Origin of the sequence: Shewanella sp. A32 (assembly GCF_029167175.1) — a bacterium.
GTDB classification, from domain to species: Bacteria; Pseudomonadota; Gammaproteobacteria; order Enterobacterales; family Shewanellaceae; genus Shewanella; species Shewanella yunxiaonensis.
On record NZ_JARFTS010000005.1, the window covers coordinates 152,679 to 170,943 of the forward strand.

17 protein-coding genes are annotated in these 18,265 nt (G+C 48.0%); 13 read left to right on the plus strand and 4 right to left on the minus strand.

Going from position 1 to position 18,265, the window contains the following annotated elements:
* Positions 1–39: 39 nt before the first annotated feature.
* From mltB to PY479_RS06215, 4 genes are all read left to right on the plus strand, one after another.
* Positions 40–996 (plus strand): lytic murein transglycosylase B, encoded by a 957-nt coding sequence (mltB, locus tag PY479_RS06200; protein ID WP_275483243.1) that lies wholly within the window; start codon positions 40–42, stop codon positions 994–996.
* Positions 983–1,801 carry a septal ring lytic transglycosylase RlpA family protein gene (locus tag PY479_RS06205; protein WP_275483208.1) on the plus strand — a complete coding sequence of 273 codons (819 nt, stop codon included), beginning with the start codon at positions 983–985 and terminating at the stop codon, positions 1,799–1,801. The genes mltB and PY479_RS06205 overlap by 14 nt, the downstream gene beginning before the upstream one ends.
* A 114-nt stretch (positions 1,802–1,915) precedes the next feature.
* Entirely contained in the window at positions 1,916–3,148 is a 1,233-nt protein-coding gene (locus PY479_RS06210) for a serine hydrolase (protein ID WP_228730337.1), read from the plus strand.
* A gap of 187 nt (positions 3,149–3,335) precedes the next feature.
* On the plus strand, positions 3,336–4,631 hold the full coding sequence (locus tag PY479_RS06215) for a DEAD/DEAH box helicase (protein WP_212594103.1): 1,296 nt from the start codon (positions 3,336–3,338) through the stop codon (positions 4,629–4,631).
* Positions 4,632–4,642: 11 nt separating this feature from the next.
* Here PY479_RS06215 and PY479_RS06220 read toward each other — a convergent pair whose 3' ends face one another.
* A complete protein-coding gene (locus PY479_RS06220) occupies positions 4,643–5,257 on the minus strand; it encodes an OB-fold-containig protein (RefSeq protein WP_275483209.1) in 615 nt (204 codons plus the stop codon).
* A gap of 205 nt (positions 5,258–5,462) precedes the next feature.
* Between PY479_RS06220 and PY479_RS06225 the strand changes: the two genes are divergently transcribed.
* From PY479_RS06225 to PY479_RS06245, 5 genes are all read left to right on the plus strand, one after another.
* Positions 5,463–6,959 carry a carboxypeptidase M32 gene (locus PY479_RS06225; RefSeq protein WP_275483210.1) on the plus strand — a complete coding sequence of 499 codons (1,497 nt, stop codon included), beginning with the start codon at positions 5,463–5,465 and terminating at the stop codon, positions 6,957–6,959.
* Positions 6,960–7,011: 52 nt separating this feature from the next.
* Positions 7,012–7,503 carry a GNAT family N-acetyltransferase gene (locus tag PY479_RS06230; RefSeq protein WP_275483211.1) on the plus strand — a complete coding sequence of 164 codons (492 nt, stop codon included), beginning with the start codon at positions 7,012–7,014 and terminating at the stop codon, positions 7,501–7,503.
* Positions 7,504–7,851, plus strand: a complete 348-nt coding sequence (locus PY479_RS06235) for a DMT family protein (RefSeq protein WP_212594107.1) — start codon at positions 7,504–7,506, stop codon at positions 7,849–7,851.
* A gap of 486 nt (positions 7,852–8,337) precedes the next feature.
* Complete coding sequence (locus tag PY479_RS06240) at positions 8,338–8,583, plus strand: DUF2960 family protein (protein WP_212594108.1); 246 nt, start codon at positions 8,338–8,340, stop codon at positions 8,581–8,583.
* A 6-nt stretch (positions 8,584–8,589) separates the two neighbouring features.
* Positions 8,590–9,078 (plus strand): RDD family protein, encoded by a 489-nt coding sequence (locus PY479_RS06245; RefSeq protein ID WP_275483212.1) that lies wholly within the window; start codon positions 8,590–8,592, stop codon positions 9,076–9,078.
* Positions 9,079–9,118: 40 nt separating this feature from the next.
* Here PY479_RS06245 and lptG read toward each other — a convergent pair whose 3' ends face one another.
* On the minus strand, positions 9,119–10,177 hold the full coding sequence (lptG, locus tag PY479_RS06250; protein WP_212596654.1) for an LPS export ABC transporter permease LptG: 1,059 nt from the start codon (positions 10,175–10,177) through the stop codon (positions 9,119–9,121).
* Positions 10,177–11,286, minus strand: a complete 1,110-nt coding sequence (lptF, locus tag PY479_RS06255; protein WP_275483213.1) for an LPS export ABC transporter permease LptF — start codon at positions 11,284–11,286, stop codon at positions 10,177–10,179. The genes lptG and lptF overlap by 1 nt, the downstream gene beginning before the upstream one ends.
* A 248-nt stretch (positions 11,287–11,534) precedes the next feature.
* Between lptF and pepA the strand changes: the two genes are divergently transcribed.
* Positions 11,535–13,043, plus strand: a complete 1,509-nt coding sequence (gene pepA / locus PY479_RS06260) for a leucyl aminopeptidase (protein ID WP_212594111.1) — start codon at positions 11,535–11,537, stop codon at positions 13,041–13,043.
* A gap of 65 nt (positions 13,044–13,108) precedes the next feature.
* Here the strand turns inward: pepA and PY479_RS06265 are convergent, their stop codons facing one another.
* On the minus strand, positions 13,109–13,489 hold the full coding sequence (locus PY479_RS06265) for a hypothetical protein (RefSeq protein ID WP_275483214.1): 381 nt from the start codon (positions 13,487–13,489) through the stop codon (positions 13,109–13,111).
* Between the two features lie 525 nt (positions 13,490–14,014).
* Here PY479_RS06265 and PY479_RS06270 point away from each other — a divergent pair.
* The 3 genes from PY479_RS06270 (at position 14,015) to PY479_RS06280 (ending at position 18,069) form a co-directional block, all read left to right on the plus strand.
* Positions 14,015–14,314 carry a hypothetical protein gene (locus PY479_RS06270; protein ID WP_212594113.1) on the plus strand — a complete coding sequence of 100 codons (300 nt, stop codon included), beginning with the start codon at positions 14,015–14,017 and terminating at the stop codon, positions 14,312–14,314.
* A 50-nt stretch (positions 14,315–14,364) separates the two neighbouring features.
* The gene (locus tag PY479_RS06275; protein ID WP_212594114.1) at positions 14,365–16,641 is read left to right on the plus strand and encodes a TonB-dependent receptor; all 2,277 of its coding nucleotides are present in this window, start codon (positions 14,365–14,367) and stop codon (positions 16,639–16,641) included.
* Between the two features lie 258 nt (positions 16,642–16,899).
* Positions 16,900–18,069 (plus strand): aminotransferase class I/II-fold pyridoxal phosphate-dependent enzyme, encoded by a 1,170-nt coding sequence (locus PY479_RS06280; protein ID WP_275483215.1) that lies wholly within the window; start codon positions 16,900–16,902, stop codon positions 18,067–18,069.
* Positions 18,070–18,265: the final 196 nt, after the last annotated feature.

Here is an 18,265-nt window from a genome sequence, read left to right on the forward strand (position 1 = left end):
GTTTTCATGCCGATACCAAAACAGTTGTTCGCGCTGTTAATGATGGCCATCTCTCAGGTTGCCACGGCAGCCTCCACGCCGACGTTTGAACAACTGCAGCAACAATTTATCCAGCAACAACAAACGCAAGGTTTTAGTGCCAAAGAAACCGAGCAATTTCTGGCTTCCGCACATAAAAATCAGCAGGTACTGGATGCAATAGCTAAGCCCTGGGAAGCCAAACCTTGGTATCAGTATTATCCGCTGTTTCTGACTGACAAAAGATTACAGGCAGGACTGGACTTCTGGCAGCAACACCAAGAGGCCGTGTCACGCGCCGCTAAAAAGTACCAGGTTGCTCCGGAAATCATTGTTTCAATCATTGGCATTGAGACCTTTTACGGTCAATTTCTCGGCAATTATCCAGTCGTCGATGCACTCTATACGCTTGGTTTTTACTACCCACCACGTGCCGACTTTTTTCGCAGCGAACTGGGAAAGCTGATGGTGTTGTTACGCAATGAGCAGCTGGACAGTCACACCTTGAACGGCTCTTATGCTGGCGCGATGGGTTATGGTCAGTTTATTCCTTCCAGCTATCTCGCCTACGCCGTGGATTTCGATGGTGATGGCAAACGCGACTTGGTCGGTAGCCCGGTTGATGCGATCGGCAGTGTCGCGAATTACTTTCATCAGCATGGCTGGCAATTGGGAAAACCGGTAGCATTGCCGCTGAAGGTTGACGCAACACCCGAGGCCCATGTGTGGCAACCGCAGGATAAACTCACACAGACGGCTGCCGATATCTTGGCGCCGAATGTGGCATTAGCCGAGTCCAGAGATTTGGATATCGCTCAGCCCGCTATGTTAATTGAGCTGCAGCAGCCACAACAAAAAGAGTACTGGCTAGGCCTGAAAAATTTTTACGTCATCACACGTTACAATCGTAGTCCGCTGTACGCCATGGCGGTATATCAATTCAGCGAACAACTGAGGCAACACTATGCGGCAAAGTAATGGGTGGTTAGTACTAGGCCTTTTATTATTGTTAGGTGGCTGTGCCAGCGAGCCCGTCAATCGCAATGACGGTCGCTACAGCATGAAGGATGACCGGCCACCCGAAAATCCGCCGGATTTGTCGCAAGTAAAGGATGCCCAGCCACGTTACGAACCCTATAGTAAACAGGGCAACAAAGACTATGAAGTGTTGGGACAGTCTTATTCAGTGATGCCTTCCGGCAAAGGATTTGTGCAGGAGGGTTTGGCCTCCTGGTATGCGTCCAAATTTCACGGACATTACACGTCAAACGGTGAACTTTATGACATGTACACCATGTCGGCTGCACATAAGACACTGCCCTTGCCCAGTTACGTCAGAGTCACGAATCTGGACAATAACAAAAGCGTGATTGTGCGCGTCAATGACCGTGGGCCATTCCACTCCAATCGGGTAATCGACGTGTCCTATGCCGCTGCCTATAAACTCGGAATGCTGCAAACCGGCACCGCGCGAGTGCGCTTGGAAGTTATCTATAATGACAGCCCAGAACACCAAGCTGTCGCAGCCATTACCAGTGGCAAAGCGGTTTACTATGTACAGATTGTTGCCGCCAGTTCTAAGGAAAAGCTGCAATCATTAGCTTCGGAATTGGAACAGAAATTTAATATACAAAGCCGTGTTACTGCCGCAGATAACCTGTACCGTTTGCAGTTAGGCCCCATGGCCAATGAGGATCTGGCTAACCGTATGTTGGACACTATCCGTAATGGTGGTTATCCACAAAGTTACCTGGTAAGGGATCCCGCCTCACAAGGTGGTTAATATTTGGCCGACTCTTGTTAAATTAAGGAACCTTAACTGATTTCACTGGTCGACAAATGATATACTCGCTGCAATTAGGCAGTCCCACACCAACCATAAAAACGTATCCAGTCAATGATGAATTTCGCAAAACAAACCGCAACAGCACTGTTCATGTTCACTGGCGTTGTCTCCGCAGGCGCGCTGGCTGACCCGGTATCTCCAACGCCGATCCCCAACAATCCTACTCCCGCGTTAACAGCCCCTCGGCCGATGGTGATCCCAGATGCGCCGGACGTGGCAGCCAAAGCATACGTGTTGATGGATTACAACTCCGGGCAGGTCATTGCAGAAAATAATGCCCATGAACAATTGGACCCAGCCAGTTTGACCAAGATGATGACCAGCTATGTGATTGGTCAGGAAATCAAACGCGGTAACGTGTCACCTGATGACGAAGTTACCGTATCGCCAAATGCCTGGTCTAAAAACTTCCCGGATTCCTCCAAGATGTTTATTGAGGTAGGTAAAAAGGTCAAAGTTTCTGATCTTAACCGGGGCATCATCATTCAGTCTGGTAACGATGCCTGTGTGGCAATGGCTGAACACATCGCCGGGACTGAAGGTGCATTCGTTGATCTGATGAACTCCTGGGCTAAGCAGTTGGGTATGAAAGACTCTCACTTTGAGAATGCCCACGGCCTGCATGGAGAAAATCATAAAAGCACTGCGTATGATCTAGCACTGTTAGGTGCCGCCCTGATCCGGGATGTACCCAATGAATATAAAATCTATGACGAAAAATCGTTTACCTATAACGGCATCAAACAGTACAACCGCAATGGTTTATTGTGGGATAACAGTTTGCATGTAGACGGCATCAAAACCGGCCATACATCAGAAGCGGGCTATAACCTGGTCGCTTCAGGAACCAAAGATGGTATGCGTCTGATTTCGGTCGTGTTGGGCACTAAGAGTGAAGCTGCGCGTAAGGCCGAAAGTAAAAAGCTGCTGGAGTTTGGTTTCCGCTTCTTTGAAACCGTCACCCCTTACAAAGCAGGTGACAGTTTCGTCACCCAGAAAATTTGGTATGGCGACAAGAGTACCGTCAATTTGGGCGTCGTTACCGACACGCCAATCACTATTGCGCGCGGCCAGGCCAAAAATCTCAAGGCCAATTTCGAACTGACTAAAGAATTAGTTGCCCCTATAGCTAAAGGCGAAACTGTCGGTCGTCTCTACTTCCAATTAAACGGTAAAGATATTGCGCAGTTCCCGCTGGTATCACTGGAAGAGGTGAAAGAAGGCAGCTGGTTTAGCAAACTGATTGATTACTTCAAACAGATGTTTGCCGGATGGTTTAACTGATGAAATGTTAAAAAGCCGCCTGATGGCGGCTTTTTTCATAGATATCCCGTTGTTTGTTTTCGAGTAACAATCTCGGGATTAGATTTTACCACTGGTGGTTTTTTGCTATACTCCGCGGCCGCCTGCCACAATATCAATATGATCACTGGTCAAGCAGGCATTTTTGCTTGAATACAGGAAGCGTAACATGAAATTTGAATCCTATAGTTTTGCCCCAGAAATCATTCGTGCGGTCAGCGAATGTGGTTATGAGAGCATGACCCCGATTCAGAAACTGGCAATTCCGCCCATCCGCCGTGGTCAGGATGTGCTCGCCAGTGCGCAAACTGGAACAGGTAAAACCGCTGCTTTTGTATTGCCGCTGTTACAACGTTTCTATGACAAACCTGCAGTCGCGCAGCCCGGCATTGCCCGCGCGTTGATCCTGGCACCGACCCGCGAACTGGTTGCGCAGGTCGCCGAGAATGCCAAAGCCTATAGCCGTTACTTAGAGACCCAAACCGTTGCATTGTTTGGCGGGGTAAAAACCACTGGCCAAGCCAACAAATTACGCCAAGGCGCCGAGCTCGTGGTCGCAACGCCTGGCCGCTTGTTGGAACATCTGCAAGCAGGCAATATTAATCTTTCGCAGGTCGAAGTGTTGGTGTTAGACGAAGCTGACCGCATGCTGGATATGGGCTTTATCAAAGATATTCAGAAAATCCTGCAAGCGACCAATAAGGAACGACAGACACTGATGTTTTCTGCCACCTTTTCTGGTGGCGTAAGACAGTTAGCAGAGCAAACTCTGCGCCGTCCCAAGGTGTTGGCAGCCGATCGCCAAAACACCACCGCCAACACTGTCAGCCAAGTGGTTTATCCGGTTGAGCAACGTCGTAAGCGCGAACTACTGGCCGAACTGATTGGCCGTAAAAACTGGCATCAGGTGTTGGTGTTTTCCGCAACACGCGAAGATGCAGACCAACTCGCCGATGAGCTAAACCGAGACGGGATCCCCACCGCTGCGGTTCACAGTGAAAAAGCGCATGGTAAACGGCGACGTTCGTTAAAGGAATTTACTGAAGGCAAAATCCGCGTGTTGGTGTCCACAGAAGTGGCCGCTCGCGGACTGGATATTCCCGATCTGGACTACGTGGTGAACTATGACATGCCATTCCTGGCTGAAGACTATGTTCACCGCATTGGCCGTACTGGCCGCGCGGGAAAATCAGGGGTAGCGATTTCGTTCGTTAGCCGCGAAGAGGAACGCATCCTCGCCGATATTGAGAAACTCATTGGTCAGCGCCTTAAACGCATCATGATGCCCGGCTATGAAGTCAGTAATCGCGACGTGCTATTAAAGCAGCTGCAACGGCGCCGTTTTGGCAAACGCAAACCTGAGGAAAGCAGCGCATCAGAACAAGTTGCTGCAGAAAAATCGCTGTCGGGTCGTCGGGTTAAAGTCCGTGTGGGCGGTAGCCAACAACAGAAAAAATTAAAATGAGCCGTGGCGTGCTAGGATTCAAACGGGATCGCACGCCAAATCACCCCATCTTTCTGCAACAGTAACACTCGGGTACCGGCCTCAAACGCAACATCCTCTTCCTGAGGTTCAACCATAACGTAGTGAATACGCTGTTGATCATCATGGACCAATGCCTCTGCCGGATTACCTTTAATCGCTTTCCCTAAGGTTAAAATGCCGATATTGCCACAAAGATTATCGGCGTCCTCATCTTCCCCACGTTTCCACGCCAGTTGTTTCCCCAACAGATGACAACTGACAGATGTCAGAGCAAACGCTGGCCATACAGAAATTTCTTGGGGTAATAAGATATTGAACGACAGCCAAGTGAGCAGGTTCAGCAGAAAGCCACCAATAGCAAAAGATATCAGCGCTAAAATGAACCACAAAAAAACGGGGAGACGATCGAGGCCCAACCAAGATGCGAGGGATGGCTCTTCGCTGATATCAACGCCTGAACTCTGCAATGCCAATGGCTCATCCATTAACATGCCCAGACTGCCTCCGGCTAACCGGGCCATCGCTTCAATGACGCCAAGCATCACGACGACAGTCGCACAAACCATATAAGGCAGATTATCATTCGCCAGAATAAACTCCAGCACGTTACTCCTCCTTGAGGCACACTGCATCCTGCAGTTGTCTCGCAGTTAATCCTTTAAATTCCCGTTACAGAGTCTAGTAATCTGGCGGATGATATGCCACCACCTTTGCGTGACTTTGCACAGAAAAAGCACAAAAAATGACAGTTGAGTAGCCGTGAGGACACAGCTAGCATAATGGTATTGAGCGATGTATTGAGTGGATGCCATGAATACCCAACAGCCAGCGGCTTATGAACAGTTGCGCCAACATTTTCAGAAAATTTCACATTTTGAACATTTTGCGGCGTTAGGTGACTGGGATCAGGCGACAATGATGCCCGCTGGCGGCAGCGACAGCCGTGCTGCCGCCATGGCCGAGCTCGCGGGTCATATTCATCAATTAAAAACCGCACCTAATCTGACCGACTGGCTGTCTGAAGCTGAGCAGCAACTTTCCGCATTAACGCCGCCACAACAAGCTAACCTGCGTGAAATGAAGCAGCAGTGGCGCCATGCTAGTTGTGTTCCGTCATCACTCATTCAGGCAAAAACTGCTGCGGCCTACCAATGCGAACATCAATGGCGACAGCAGCGCCCCGCTAATGACTGGCAAGGTTTTAAAGCCAATCTGCAACCTTTGTTGCAATTAGTCAAAGAAGAAGCACAGGCGCGCGCTGACGCAGAGGGTGTGGCACCCTATGATGCTTTGCTAGCGCAATTTGAACCGGGGATGACAGCGGCAAGATTAGAACAAACACTGGGAAGCCTCAGAGATTGGATTCCCACCTTTATTCAGCAAATACACGAGCGGCAATTACCGGCAGTTGCTTCTAATGACGCCCAGCGTTACCCCATTGCTCGCCAACAGGATTTGGGTAAAGAAGTGATGCATTTCCTTGGCTTCGATTTTCAGCAGGGACGATTGGATATCAGTGCACATCCCTTCTGCGGTGGCGTGCCGGGAGATGTCAGACTGACAACACGTTACGACGAACAGAGCTTCCTTGGTGCTTTACTTGGCATTATTCATGAAACCGGCCATGCACGTTATGAATTAGGACTCCCGATCGCCTGGCAAGGACAACCGGCGGGTTTGGCACGCTCCATGGGTATCCATGAAAGCCAGAGTTTGTTTTTTGAAATGCAACTAGCCGGCAGCCAAGCCTTTGTTGATAAAATCTATCCATTGTTAAAACGCCACTTATCCTGTCATCAAAGTGCAGCAGAGTTACATCAACAAATGACTCAGGTACAACCGGGACTTATTAGGGTTGACGCCGATGAAGTCACCTATCCTTGCCACATCTTGCTGCGTTTCGAAGCTGAGCAGTCATTGATTGACGGCTCTTTAGCCGTGTCTGATCTGCCAGAATTCTGGGATCAGCGGATGCAGCACTATCTGGGGCTCAGTACCAAGGATAATTATCGTGATGGCTGTATGCAGGATATTCATTGGGCTGTAGGCGAATTCGGTTACTTCCCCAGTTACACCTTAGGTGCGATGTATGCCGCGCAGTTTCGCTTTGCCATAGAAAAACAGTTGGGGCCGCTGGATACATTGATCCAAAACGATAAATTGGCGAAGGTATTTGACTGGCTACAGCAGCATATCTGGTCTCAAGGTTCACTGCTCGACACAGATACGCTGGTGAGGCAAGCCACCGGAGAACCCTTGAATCCTCAATACTTAAAACGTCATTTACAACAACGTTATCTGCGTTAATTAAGCCTATAACCTGATATACTGATGGCACGTTTTGCTCAGGCTGTACATCATGCTTATTCGTGCCATCAAACCCGGCGACTGGCCGCTAATTGCTGCCGTACAACAGCAGTGTTATCAGGATCTTGAACCAGAATCTTTAGCGGTATTACAAAACAAGTGGCAGTTGTCACCTGAAAGCTGTTTCGTGATGGTGATAAGAGAACGAGTACAAGGTTACTGCCTCGCCCATCCGTGGCTGGATGGCATGCCACCAGAACTCGACCAGATCCTCGGCCCTTGCGATACGCCGGACACCTTGTATCTGCATGATATCGCCGTCAGCTCAGAGGCCAGAGGCAATGGTTTTGCCACTCAGGCTTTCCGTCGGCTGGTACAATTTGCATTGCAACAACAACTAGGTTCCGTGTCCTTGGTTGCGGTACAAGGCGCTGAGGACTACTGGCAAATGCTGGGATTTAGTCAAGCTACAGCTAAAAAGTCCCTTAGCAACTACCCTGAAAATGCCTGTTATATGCGTTATAGCCTGTCTCGGACCATCTGAATGCAACCCACATTTATTACCATTGGCTTGTTGTGCCTCAGCAATATTTTCATGACATTTGCCTGGTATGGACACCTGCGAATGCTGGGGACCAAACCCTGGATAATCGCTGCATTAGTCAGTTGGGGCATTGCCCTGTTTGAATATCTGTTACAAGTCCCGGCTAACCGTATCGGCTATACCGTTATGAGTGTCGGCCAGCTAAAAATTCTTCAGGAAGTCATTACCTTGAGCATTTTCGTACCATTCTCAGTGTTTTTTTTAAAAGAACCACTGAAATTGGATTACCTGTGGGCTGGTCTATGTTTGCTGGGTGCGGTGTATTTTATCTTTCGCAGTAAATTCTGATGATGAGATAATTCGTTATAGACAAGCTGATGTGCTCAGTAGTTACGCTCAGGCAGAGTTCACAAATTACCTCTCGTTTTTTGATAAGGTTTTCACGTCAACAATCGCCCATCAATTCTTAAATTTCGATATTTTCCAGTTGCACAAACAACTTCTAACCTTAATCAACACACTGAAATTGGCCTTCTTCTGAAGAAGGCTTTTTTAATGCAAATCAAACCACTGTCTTTCGCTTCGATTTACACCATAAAATGTCCGAACAGTTGACCATCACTCCATGTTATATTGCGCCCTCGATAACATGGGACTTTTACACAACATACATTTTGAGTTTGGTGTTCACATTGCTGCGACGAGACACGTTCAGCGATAAGATGAATATTTCGGCAACCCGTGGCTTTAAAATGGTAAACATCCCTGCTTTTGAACATCATCATTAAGCCCACAATGCGATTCATAAATAACTCAATGATCAGAGGAGCCTAAATGGCCAGATTGGTGACCTATACATTTCGCGGACAGCAGAAAACCATCAATTTTGCGTATGATAAATACCATGACGGTTTCGAGGCAGCAGCGGCAGCTGAGGGAGTGGACATCGGTGCTTTTCTCAGGATGGAACAGCAAGTTGCCTTAACGGCGAAAGGCGGTGGTGCACTTAAAAACTTTCGGCAATCTGAATTTGCCCGAATGGGGTTCACCGAAGTGCGTTTATTAAAAACTGAAGACTGAGTTGATATGAAACAAGGTCCTGATTGCTACTACGCCAATCTCCCGAGAGCTGGATTAGGCAGACGCTTGGGCGCCGCCTGCTACGATTTGTTACTGGCAGCGGCGGTATATGTGTTTGCCGGAATTTTAGGGTTTGCCTTTTTTGCGCTGACAAGTCGGCTCGGTATAACGTCAGTTGCTAGCGACCAAGCATTAGCAGATGTATTGAGGCAGAACCGCCTATATCATGGGGTGTACCAATGCTGGTTAATGTTATGGGTGCTCGGGTTCTACTGTTTTTTCTGGAGTCATGCAGGACAAACCTTGGGCATGCAGGCCTGGCGTCTGCGAGTACAACATACCAATGGCCAGAATATTAGTCCGGTGACAGCGCTGGCAAGAGCTTTCTGGTCACTGTTAGGCTTAGGAAATCTTTGGTTGGTCTTTAGTCAACAGCGGTTAGCATTGCAGGATAAGCTAACCGATTCAGAAATAGTCCAATTACCGAAGCCATAAATATGCCCGGCTTTAATGCAGGGCATTAGACATTTTTAGCTTACTTGCGGATGTAGTAAATTGCCGCACCAGTAAACAACAAACTTGGCATAATGGCGCCGAAAAATGCTGGCATATTGTACACGATGCTTAACGGTCCGAAGATTTCATTACTGATATGGAATACAAAACCCGCCACCACGCCCAGCAATACTCTGGCCCCCATAGTGACATTACGCATAGGCCCGAAGATGAAAGACAGGGCCACCAGCATCATTACCGCAACCGTCACAGGCTGCATCAATTTATGCCATAACGCCAACTCATAACGGCTAGCGTCCTGATTGTTCCCTTTGAGGTAATCCATATAACCAGCCAAGCCCTTGATAGGCAAAGAATCCGGGTCTACTGACACCACACTCAGCTTATCCGGCGTCAGACTGGATGGCCATCGGTCTTGTGCCTGTGTATTGACCACAATCTGTTCGTCCTTAATGCTGGTACGGCTGACATTGTGCAACTGCCAGTATTCGTTGATGTATATCGCCTTATCTGCGTGAACCACGCTCAATAAACGTTGATTCTCATCAAACTCATACAGCGTGACATCGCTGAGGTGATCTGTGGTGTTAATCTGGCCGATGTTAACAAACATATTGCCATCCCGAGCCCAGACACCACGATGCGATTTAATCAGATTACCGCCAGAAATTTTAGTGGCTTTAAGCTCACTGGCTTTCATCTCTGCCACTGGAGCGCCCCATTCGCCTAAAGCCATCACCAGCAACATCATAGGAATTGCAGTTTTCATGACCGACAGAGTGATCTGCAATCGCGACAACCCGGAAGCCTGCATCACCACTAATTCCGAATTGGAAGCCAATACGCCCAAACCAATCAAGGCACCAAGCAGCACTGCCATCGCAAAAAACGTTTCAATATCACTGGGCACCAGATACAGCACATACATGGCTGCATCCATCATGCTGTAAGTGCCTCGACCGACCAATCGTAATTGGTCAACCCACTTGATGATAGCTGACAGCCCAGTCAGAACTAACAAACAGAGCGCGGATGAGCTTAATAATACCCGGGCAATATACCAGTCCAAAATCTTCATCATGCGATACTCCTTCTGCGGAACATCGCCGCAATCCGAGTACCCATTGGACGCTCTTTACTCAGTAACAATATCCCCAACAATAAGGCCGAACCATGGATCCACCACATACCAAGCCACAACGGGATAACGTTATCTTGTAGCGCCTTACGACCAGCAACCAGCAAACCGAAATATCCCAGATACAGCAATATTGCCGGAAACAATTTGCCAAATTTACCCTGCCGCACATTGACTCGCGCCATCGGCACGGCAATCAAGGTCATTAGCGGAATTGCTAACGGAATTGCCAGCCGCCATTGCAACTCTGCCACCGCGATACTGGTATGCTGACTCAACAACTCCTGGGTAGAAAGCGCCGCCATCCGGCGATCAGTTTCATCTACTTCCTGTTCTTTAATCTTGGTCTGATAACTCCCAAATTCAATAACTTGAACATCCTTGCGATTAGCCGCACCTTGGTAACGCACACCGTTATCCAGTTTAAGGCTTTCGGCACCGCTGTTATCTTCAGTCACGCGACCACTTTTCGCTACCACGAGGTTAGTCTGACCAGACTCTTTGCCAGACTCGGGTAACTGCACCACAAATACCTTTTGCAACTCGTTTTCTTTGCTGATTTTTTCAACATAAATGACGGCACGGCCATTAGGACTGGTCTGAAATCGGCCCGGTACCAATGCAGCCAGCCCGGCGTCTGACTTAGCTTTTTCAAGCACTATGTGTTGCCGTTCTTCTGCCCATGGCTTGCCATACATAGACAACCAGAAGGTAAATAAACAATTAACCAACGCCACCAACAGTGTCACGCGGGCGACATACCACTCACTGATGCCAACGCCATGGAGCACCACCATTTCATTTTCAGCATACATACGTCCGTGAGCCAACAAGACCCCAAGGAACAGACTCAACGGCAATATCAACACCAACAACCCCGGCAAGTTGAGTCCAATCAGGGTCATAACTAAAGAAGAGGGAAATTCTCCGTCCGAGGCACCGGCGAGAATTCGCACAAATTGCTGACTGACGAAAATAGCCAAGAGCACAGACAGCACTGCGACCTGAGTTTTGAGCACTTCACGAATTAAGTATCTGAATACAATCACAGGCAGGTCCTGTATCTAAACTTATCTTTTTGCTGATATCAGAGTATCTTTTATGTAAACTGTCCACTTTTGACAGTTTTCTGTCCAAACTGGCGGTGCTGATAGTAACTTAGTTACCTCCATCGCTGCGGATAGATGTCTAGTACCGTCTCACGCCGGATATAAAATCCGCCCCAATGTAGATGGACATAAGCGGACATTATCCAATAAATCAAAAAGTTTGTCTTTAAAAGAATCTAGGAGAGCTCATGGAGTTTAGCGTAAAGAGCGGCAGTCCGGAGAAGCAGCGTTCCGCTTGTATTGTGGTCGGCGTTTATGAACCGCGCCGCCTATCCGGTATTGCTGAACAGCTGGACAAGATTAGCGGTGGTTATATCAGCAACCTGCTACGACGCGGCGATCTGGAAGGTAAAACTGGCCAGATGCTACTGTTGCACCATGTTGATAATGTCCTAAGTGAGCGGATATTACTGGTGGGCTGTGGCAAAGAACGAGAACTCGATGAGCGCCAGTACAAACAAATCATTGCCAAGACTATCAACACATTAAATGAAACCGGTTCGATGGAGGCTGTATGCTTCCTCACCGAGTTACATGTAAAAGGTCGCGACACCTATTGGAAAGTTCGTCAGGCAGTTGAGACCACTAACGCTGCGCTGTATAGCTTCGACGCTATGAAGAGTCGTAAAGGAGAAGCTCGTCGTCCACTTCGTAAACTGGTGTTTAACGTACCGACTCGCCGTGAGCTGTCATTAGGTGAACGAGCCATTGCTCACGGTTTGGGAGTCTCTGCGGGTATCGATTTGTGCCGTAATGTTGCCAACATGCCACCCAATATCTGCAACGCAGCCTATCTTGCCTCGCAAGCGAAACAGTTGGCTGAAGTTTATGAAGATCTCAAAGTTTCCACTGTTGGCGAAGAACAGATGGAACAATTGGGCATGAATGCGTATCTGGCCGTTGGACGCGGCAGTGCTAATGAATCCATTATGACTGTGATGGAATATCAAGGTGCAGTAGACAACACCGCTAAACCGATTGTACTAGTGGGCAAAGGCCTGACGTTTGACTCAGGTGGTATTTCATTAAAACCTGGCGAAGCCATGGATGAAATGAAATATGACATGGGTGGTGCCGCGGGTGTTCTTGGTACCATGAAAGCTATTTGCGAATTGAAACTCCCGATCAATGTCATTGGCGTACTGGCGGGCTGCGAGAATATGCCCTCCGGCAATTCCTATCGTCCTGGTGACATACTGACCACGATGAGCGGTCAAACCGTTGAAGTGCTCAATACGGATGCCGAAGGCCGCTTGGTGTTATGTGATGTTCTCACCTATGTTGAACGTTTCGAACCGGAGTTGGTGGTTGATACCGCTACGCTCACCGGTGCTTGTGTCATTGCGCTAGGGAAGCACGCCTCTGGCCTGTTTTCCAGCCACAATCCATTGGCTCATGAGTTACTCAACGCTGGAGAACAAGCAGGTGACCGCGCCTGGCGTTTGCCACTATGGGAAGAATATCAGGAACAACTCGACAGTCCATTTGCGGATATGGCCAATATTGGTGGTCGACCAGCGGGCTCCATTACCGCCGCCTGTTTCCTGTCGCGTTTTGCTAAAAAATATAATTGGGCGCATCTGGATATTGCCGGTACCGCCTGGACCAGTGGTGCCAATAAAGGGTCAACCGGGCGTCCAGTGCCAATGTTAACCCAGTTTATCCTGAACCGCTCTGGTGTAGAACAGGGCGAGTAAGCCTGGGATGTTCATCCAAAAGCGAAGCCTCAAGCTTCGCTTTTTTTATGTTTGCGCTCATTCAATTACGGCGCGGAACTATCGTAAATGGTGATAAAGCTGCATCGTTCAGGCAGTAATGGATTTATCTGCTCCACAATATCCAACCTGTCTGCTGGTCGCTCCCCGTTCCAGGTGGCCACTTGTACTCGCTTCAGCTTAAATGTCAGACGCGAATGTGCGGTTGAGAATGCACCAACACCTTGTTCATCCACAGTGTAATGGCCCTTAATAACAGGAAATGTCTCACCTCTATCAAGCGAAAAAGCATCCGCATCGGTTTCCAACACAATAGATTGCTGCCCACAATCTTCGCTTTGCATCACCATCGGCATAATGACGTTAACTTGTGAAGGCAAATACACACCAACATTACGCCCATTGTAAAAATACTGTTCGGTTTGCATGGAAACCACATCGACTGACGCGTAACCATGTTGCTGCAACGAGGTTACGATGCCACCAATGTAAGCGTCATCAATAACGCTGGGCTCTTGATCAGCAGCGGCTGTGTAAGTCGGTACGGGGGCGCCACATCAATAACGGAGACATCATATCCCTGCTGTTTTTAACTGAGCTTTGAGCGCATCGACCACGGATGACGCCACATGAGATCGTGACAGGAAAACATGCTGTTCAGCGCATCCCACTAGTAGACAGAGCCACAACAAAAGGTATCCATTCCTCAAGGTTTCGCTCCCATGATGTTTTGATGAGTTGCATGTTGACTATGCACTCATCACCAGCAAATTAAACTCGCCGCAATTTCTGACCGTGTTAAATAAATTACATTTTATTTTAAAACAATATGTTATATGTCTTCCGTTAAAAATCAAACCGCCCAATCTCATACTTTGTTACGAAATCTTCACTAGACTATCTTTAAGGAAAACAGTAACGTTCAGCCGTTATAACAGAATGTCCTGAATCAAATGTTGCATAGACTAATACCGCACAACAAAAAGTGGCTTTGGCTGCTACTTGGCGTTTGGCTGACTGTTTTGCAGTCGGTCGCGGTAGTGCACTCCGCGCAACATGGTTTAGTCCATGAACACGCCCACTGTCTGCTGTGTAATTTCGGTAACCATCCAACCACCGGCCCAATGGCAATACTGCCAATTGCCGCCACACAATCGTTGGTTACCAATGTTTCCGAACAACCTTACACACAGCCCGCGCTCCCTTGGTTGCGCACCCTGTCAGCTCGCGCACCACCAGCTCTGTTCTTCTAATAACTCTATAAAAAATCTTAATTTTTATTGCTTATCAAAGGACAGGCATAATGAAACTCGCTGTTTTATTCGTAGCATTGGCATCTGCCGGTGTGACTTCAACTGCTTTTGCCGCACAATTACAGGGCAAAGTCACCGACACTAAAGGAAATCCGGTAAAGGATGCGATGGTCAGTGTCGATGGCGGCACCCAAACAACCACTGATGCACAAGGCCAATATCGTTTACAAGTTGCCGATAACAGCCATCTGCATCTGCACATCAGCAGTGATAATTACAAACACGGTGAACAGGATTTAACGGTTAGCAGCGGCACGATCACCCAAAATTTCACCCTGACTGCCGTTCAAATCGAAAATATTGTAGTGACGGCATCCCCCTTAGGACGTTCAGCCCTGGAAAGTACCACCCCAGTTACCGTGCTCAGTGATGACCAACTGAAACTCAATACTGAGCCAACACTGGGAGATACACTCGATAAACTCCCCGGCGTGCAAGCTACCCACTTTGGAGCAGGTGCTAGTCGTCCGATCATCCGCGGTATGGACGGCCCTCGAGTTAAGGTGCTGGAAAACGGTCTGTCGGTAGGCGATGCATCTACCGTTTCAGCCGACCATGCGGTGACAGCGGAAGCAGCCTCTGCAGAGCAGATTGAAATTCTTCGTGGTCCAGGCACGCTTCTTTATGGTAATGGTGCTATCGGCGGCGTGGTTAACGTTGTCGATAAACGTATGCACGAACAACCCGTTGATACGTTTAACGGTTCCGTGGGCGCTCGCTATGATTCTGCCAACAATGGTGAAACGGTGAATGCCGATCTCAATGGTGGCAATGGTAAATTTAACTGGCATCTAGATGGCACCCATCGCAATACCGATGATTACGATATCCCGGGAGAAGCAATTGAAGGTGATGCCACCACGCACGGCAGCGTCGATAACAGCCAGTTGAAACTAAATGAATATGCTGGTGGCGTGGGTTATACCGGCGATAACGGTTTTATCAGTGTTTCTGGCGCACGCACAGAATCCAATTACGGTATTCCCGGTCGTGGTGAAGTTGACGCACCAGACATTACCATCGACATGAAAAAAACCGCCTGGCAACTACATGCTGGCTTACTCGATCCATTTGCAGGTTTCTCTAAAGTTCGTTTAGATGCGGGTTACACCGATTATCAGCATGCGGAAGAAGAAGATGGCGATGCCGATACCTTCTTTTACAACAAACAATCAGAAGCACGTCTGACGTTGAATAATAACCCCTGGGGAGAATGGCAAGGGGCAATGGGACTGCACATCATGCACCGGGATTTTTCGGTGCAAGGAGCAGAGCAGTTAACGCCTAACAGCAACACCGATACTCTCGCCGCCTTTATTATGCAGGAACGTAAAGTCGGCGATTTTCGGTTTGAACTGGGCGGTCGCGTCGAAGACTATCGGCTTAATCCCGAAGCGATGACGTTAGAAACTTTGATCGGGGAAGAAGAGTACCAGCCAGAAAAACTGAGTGATCTCAACACGACATTATCAGCAGGCTTGGTATGGGATTTTGATCCGTCGTATAACCTGAGTCTGGCACTTACTCGTGCCGAACGTGCGGCCACTGCCGAAGAGCTTTACAGCTATGGGCCGCATGATGCAACCCAGAGCTTTGAACTTGGCTCAGAATTTCGCATTGAGAATGGTCAGATAGTTGTCAATGCAGGCGATGCCAACAAAGAAATAGCGAATAACATCGATCTGACCTTGCGAAAACTGGATGGTAGCTGGACTGGCTCATTAAGCATGGCCTATAACCGGGTCAATAACTTCTTTTATGAAGCGAATACCGGCTTGGTCGCTTCAGATATCGTCAATAGTGACGGCGAAGGCGATCTGCCAGTTTATCAATATGCACAAGATGATGCCGAACTCTATTCCATAGAAGCTCAGGCAAAAATCCCATTCAACGATAGCTGGTCAATGGATCTGTTTAGCGACTACACCCGCGGTAAACTGGTAGACGGTGGTAACTTGCCGAGGATCTCACCATTACGCTTTGGTTCCACTTTGAATTTTGATGTGGATCAGTGGCACGCTGATGTGGGTATGATTGCCTATGCACGTCAAACTGATGTAGCAGAAAATGAGACAGAAACCGCCGGTTATACATTGGTTAACGCCGCAGTAACCTATCGGCTGTTCGGTGATAGTGGCGACATGTTGCTCTACCTGAAAGGGACAAACCTGACCAATCAGGAAGCGCGTCCACACACCTCTTTGCTGAAAGATTACGCTCCCCTAATGGGACGCAATGTTATGCTTGGGGTCAGTTACAATTTCTAAGGCTAATTGATTAATTCAATATATAATCTTCAAAAAGCGAAGCCTTGTAGCTTCGCTTTTTTCATTTTTTTTGCCAAATCGTTGCACCTTTTCAGTGCCAAAAACCCAAAAATATTGCATTCTGGTGCAATATTTGGCTCACTTTGAAGCACCAGTCAGCAACATAAAAGTACATCCACTTAACATTCAATAACTTAATGACTGGCACAATTCATGCTGATACACATTGATAATTACTACCACAAGGAGCAAGCTCAAATGGCTGACAGCGATACAACTAACGTTCAACGCCGACAATTTCTGAAATTTTCTGGAGCCGTAATGGGCGGTGCCGCATTGGCTGGCGTAAGCCAACCAACACTGGCAAAAACCGAAGTATCACCTACTTTCAAGAAGCCGACAGCTGACCACCCAATTCGTATTTGTTGGAATGAAAACCCACTGGGTATGTCACCAAAAGGTCAGGCTGCTGCCCGTGAAATGATTGGTCAGGGCAACCTCTATCCTTTCATGGAAATGAAAACACTGCAGAAAATGTTGGCTGACAAGCATGGCGTAGCCCCAGAGTGCGTACTGCTGAGTGCTGGTGCCACCCAGGGTATCGTAGCTGCATTTGGTGCATTGGCTACTCCTGATACTCAGTTAGTTATCCCTGAATTGACCTTCAGCGCTGGTGAAGAAGCTGCTATTGATAACAGCATGAAAAAAATCACCAAAGTTAAGATGACCAAAGATTGGCAGATCGATCTAGAAGCAATGAAAAAAGCTGTTGCCGATTACGATGGTCCTTCTATTGTTTACTTTGTAAACCCTAACAACCCTACTGGTGCTATTTGCAAGGCTGACGCTGTAGAAGCTTGGATTAAGAGTAAGCCAGCTAAAACCATGTTCCTGATGGACGAAGCTTACGCAGAATTTGCGTCTGACCCTACTTTCCGCTCAGTGTCACCTCTGATCAAAGATGGCGCTGACAACATTGTACTGCTGAAAACCTTCTCCAAATTATTCGCCATGGCCGGTATGCGCGTAGGTTGGAGCGTTTCAACTCCAGCTATCATCAAAAAAATGGGCGAAAAGATTGCTAACAACAACCTTACCGGCGCCTCTGTTAGCGCGGCTATCGCGTCAATGAAAGATGACAAGTTCATGGAATTGAGCCGCGCCAGTAATGAAGCAGCCCGTAAGATCCTGCTGCAGACTCTGGATGCACTGAAACTTGACTACGTTCCATCTAACACCAACTTTGTGTTCCACAAGTTGCATGTACCTTTGGCAGACTACCAGAAGCGTATGAAAGATGCTGGTATTTGGGTAGGCCGCGCCTTCCCACCAGCAGACGAATACTGCCGCTGCTCTTTGGGTACACCAGAACAGATGGCCTATGTCGCACAAGTTATGCTGGATTTAGGTAAAAAAGGTTTGATCTAAATCTAGCCCTTAACCTTCTTCCCTACCCCCGCCAAAAGACCACACTATGTGGTCTTTTTTATTACCAGAGTCCTGCCTAAGCTTGATGAATTTTGCATACCACTGGCAATAGGTGTGAGGGTTTTCTGATTGTGCCGTTAGGGTTATTAGTCGTGTTTAACTTATAAAATATGTCACCGTTATTGCTGGGGCCTAG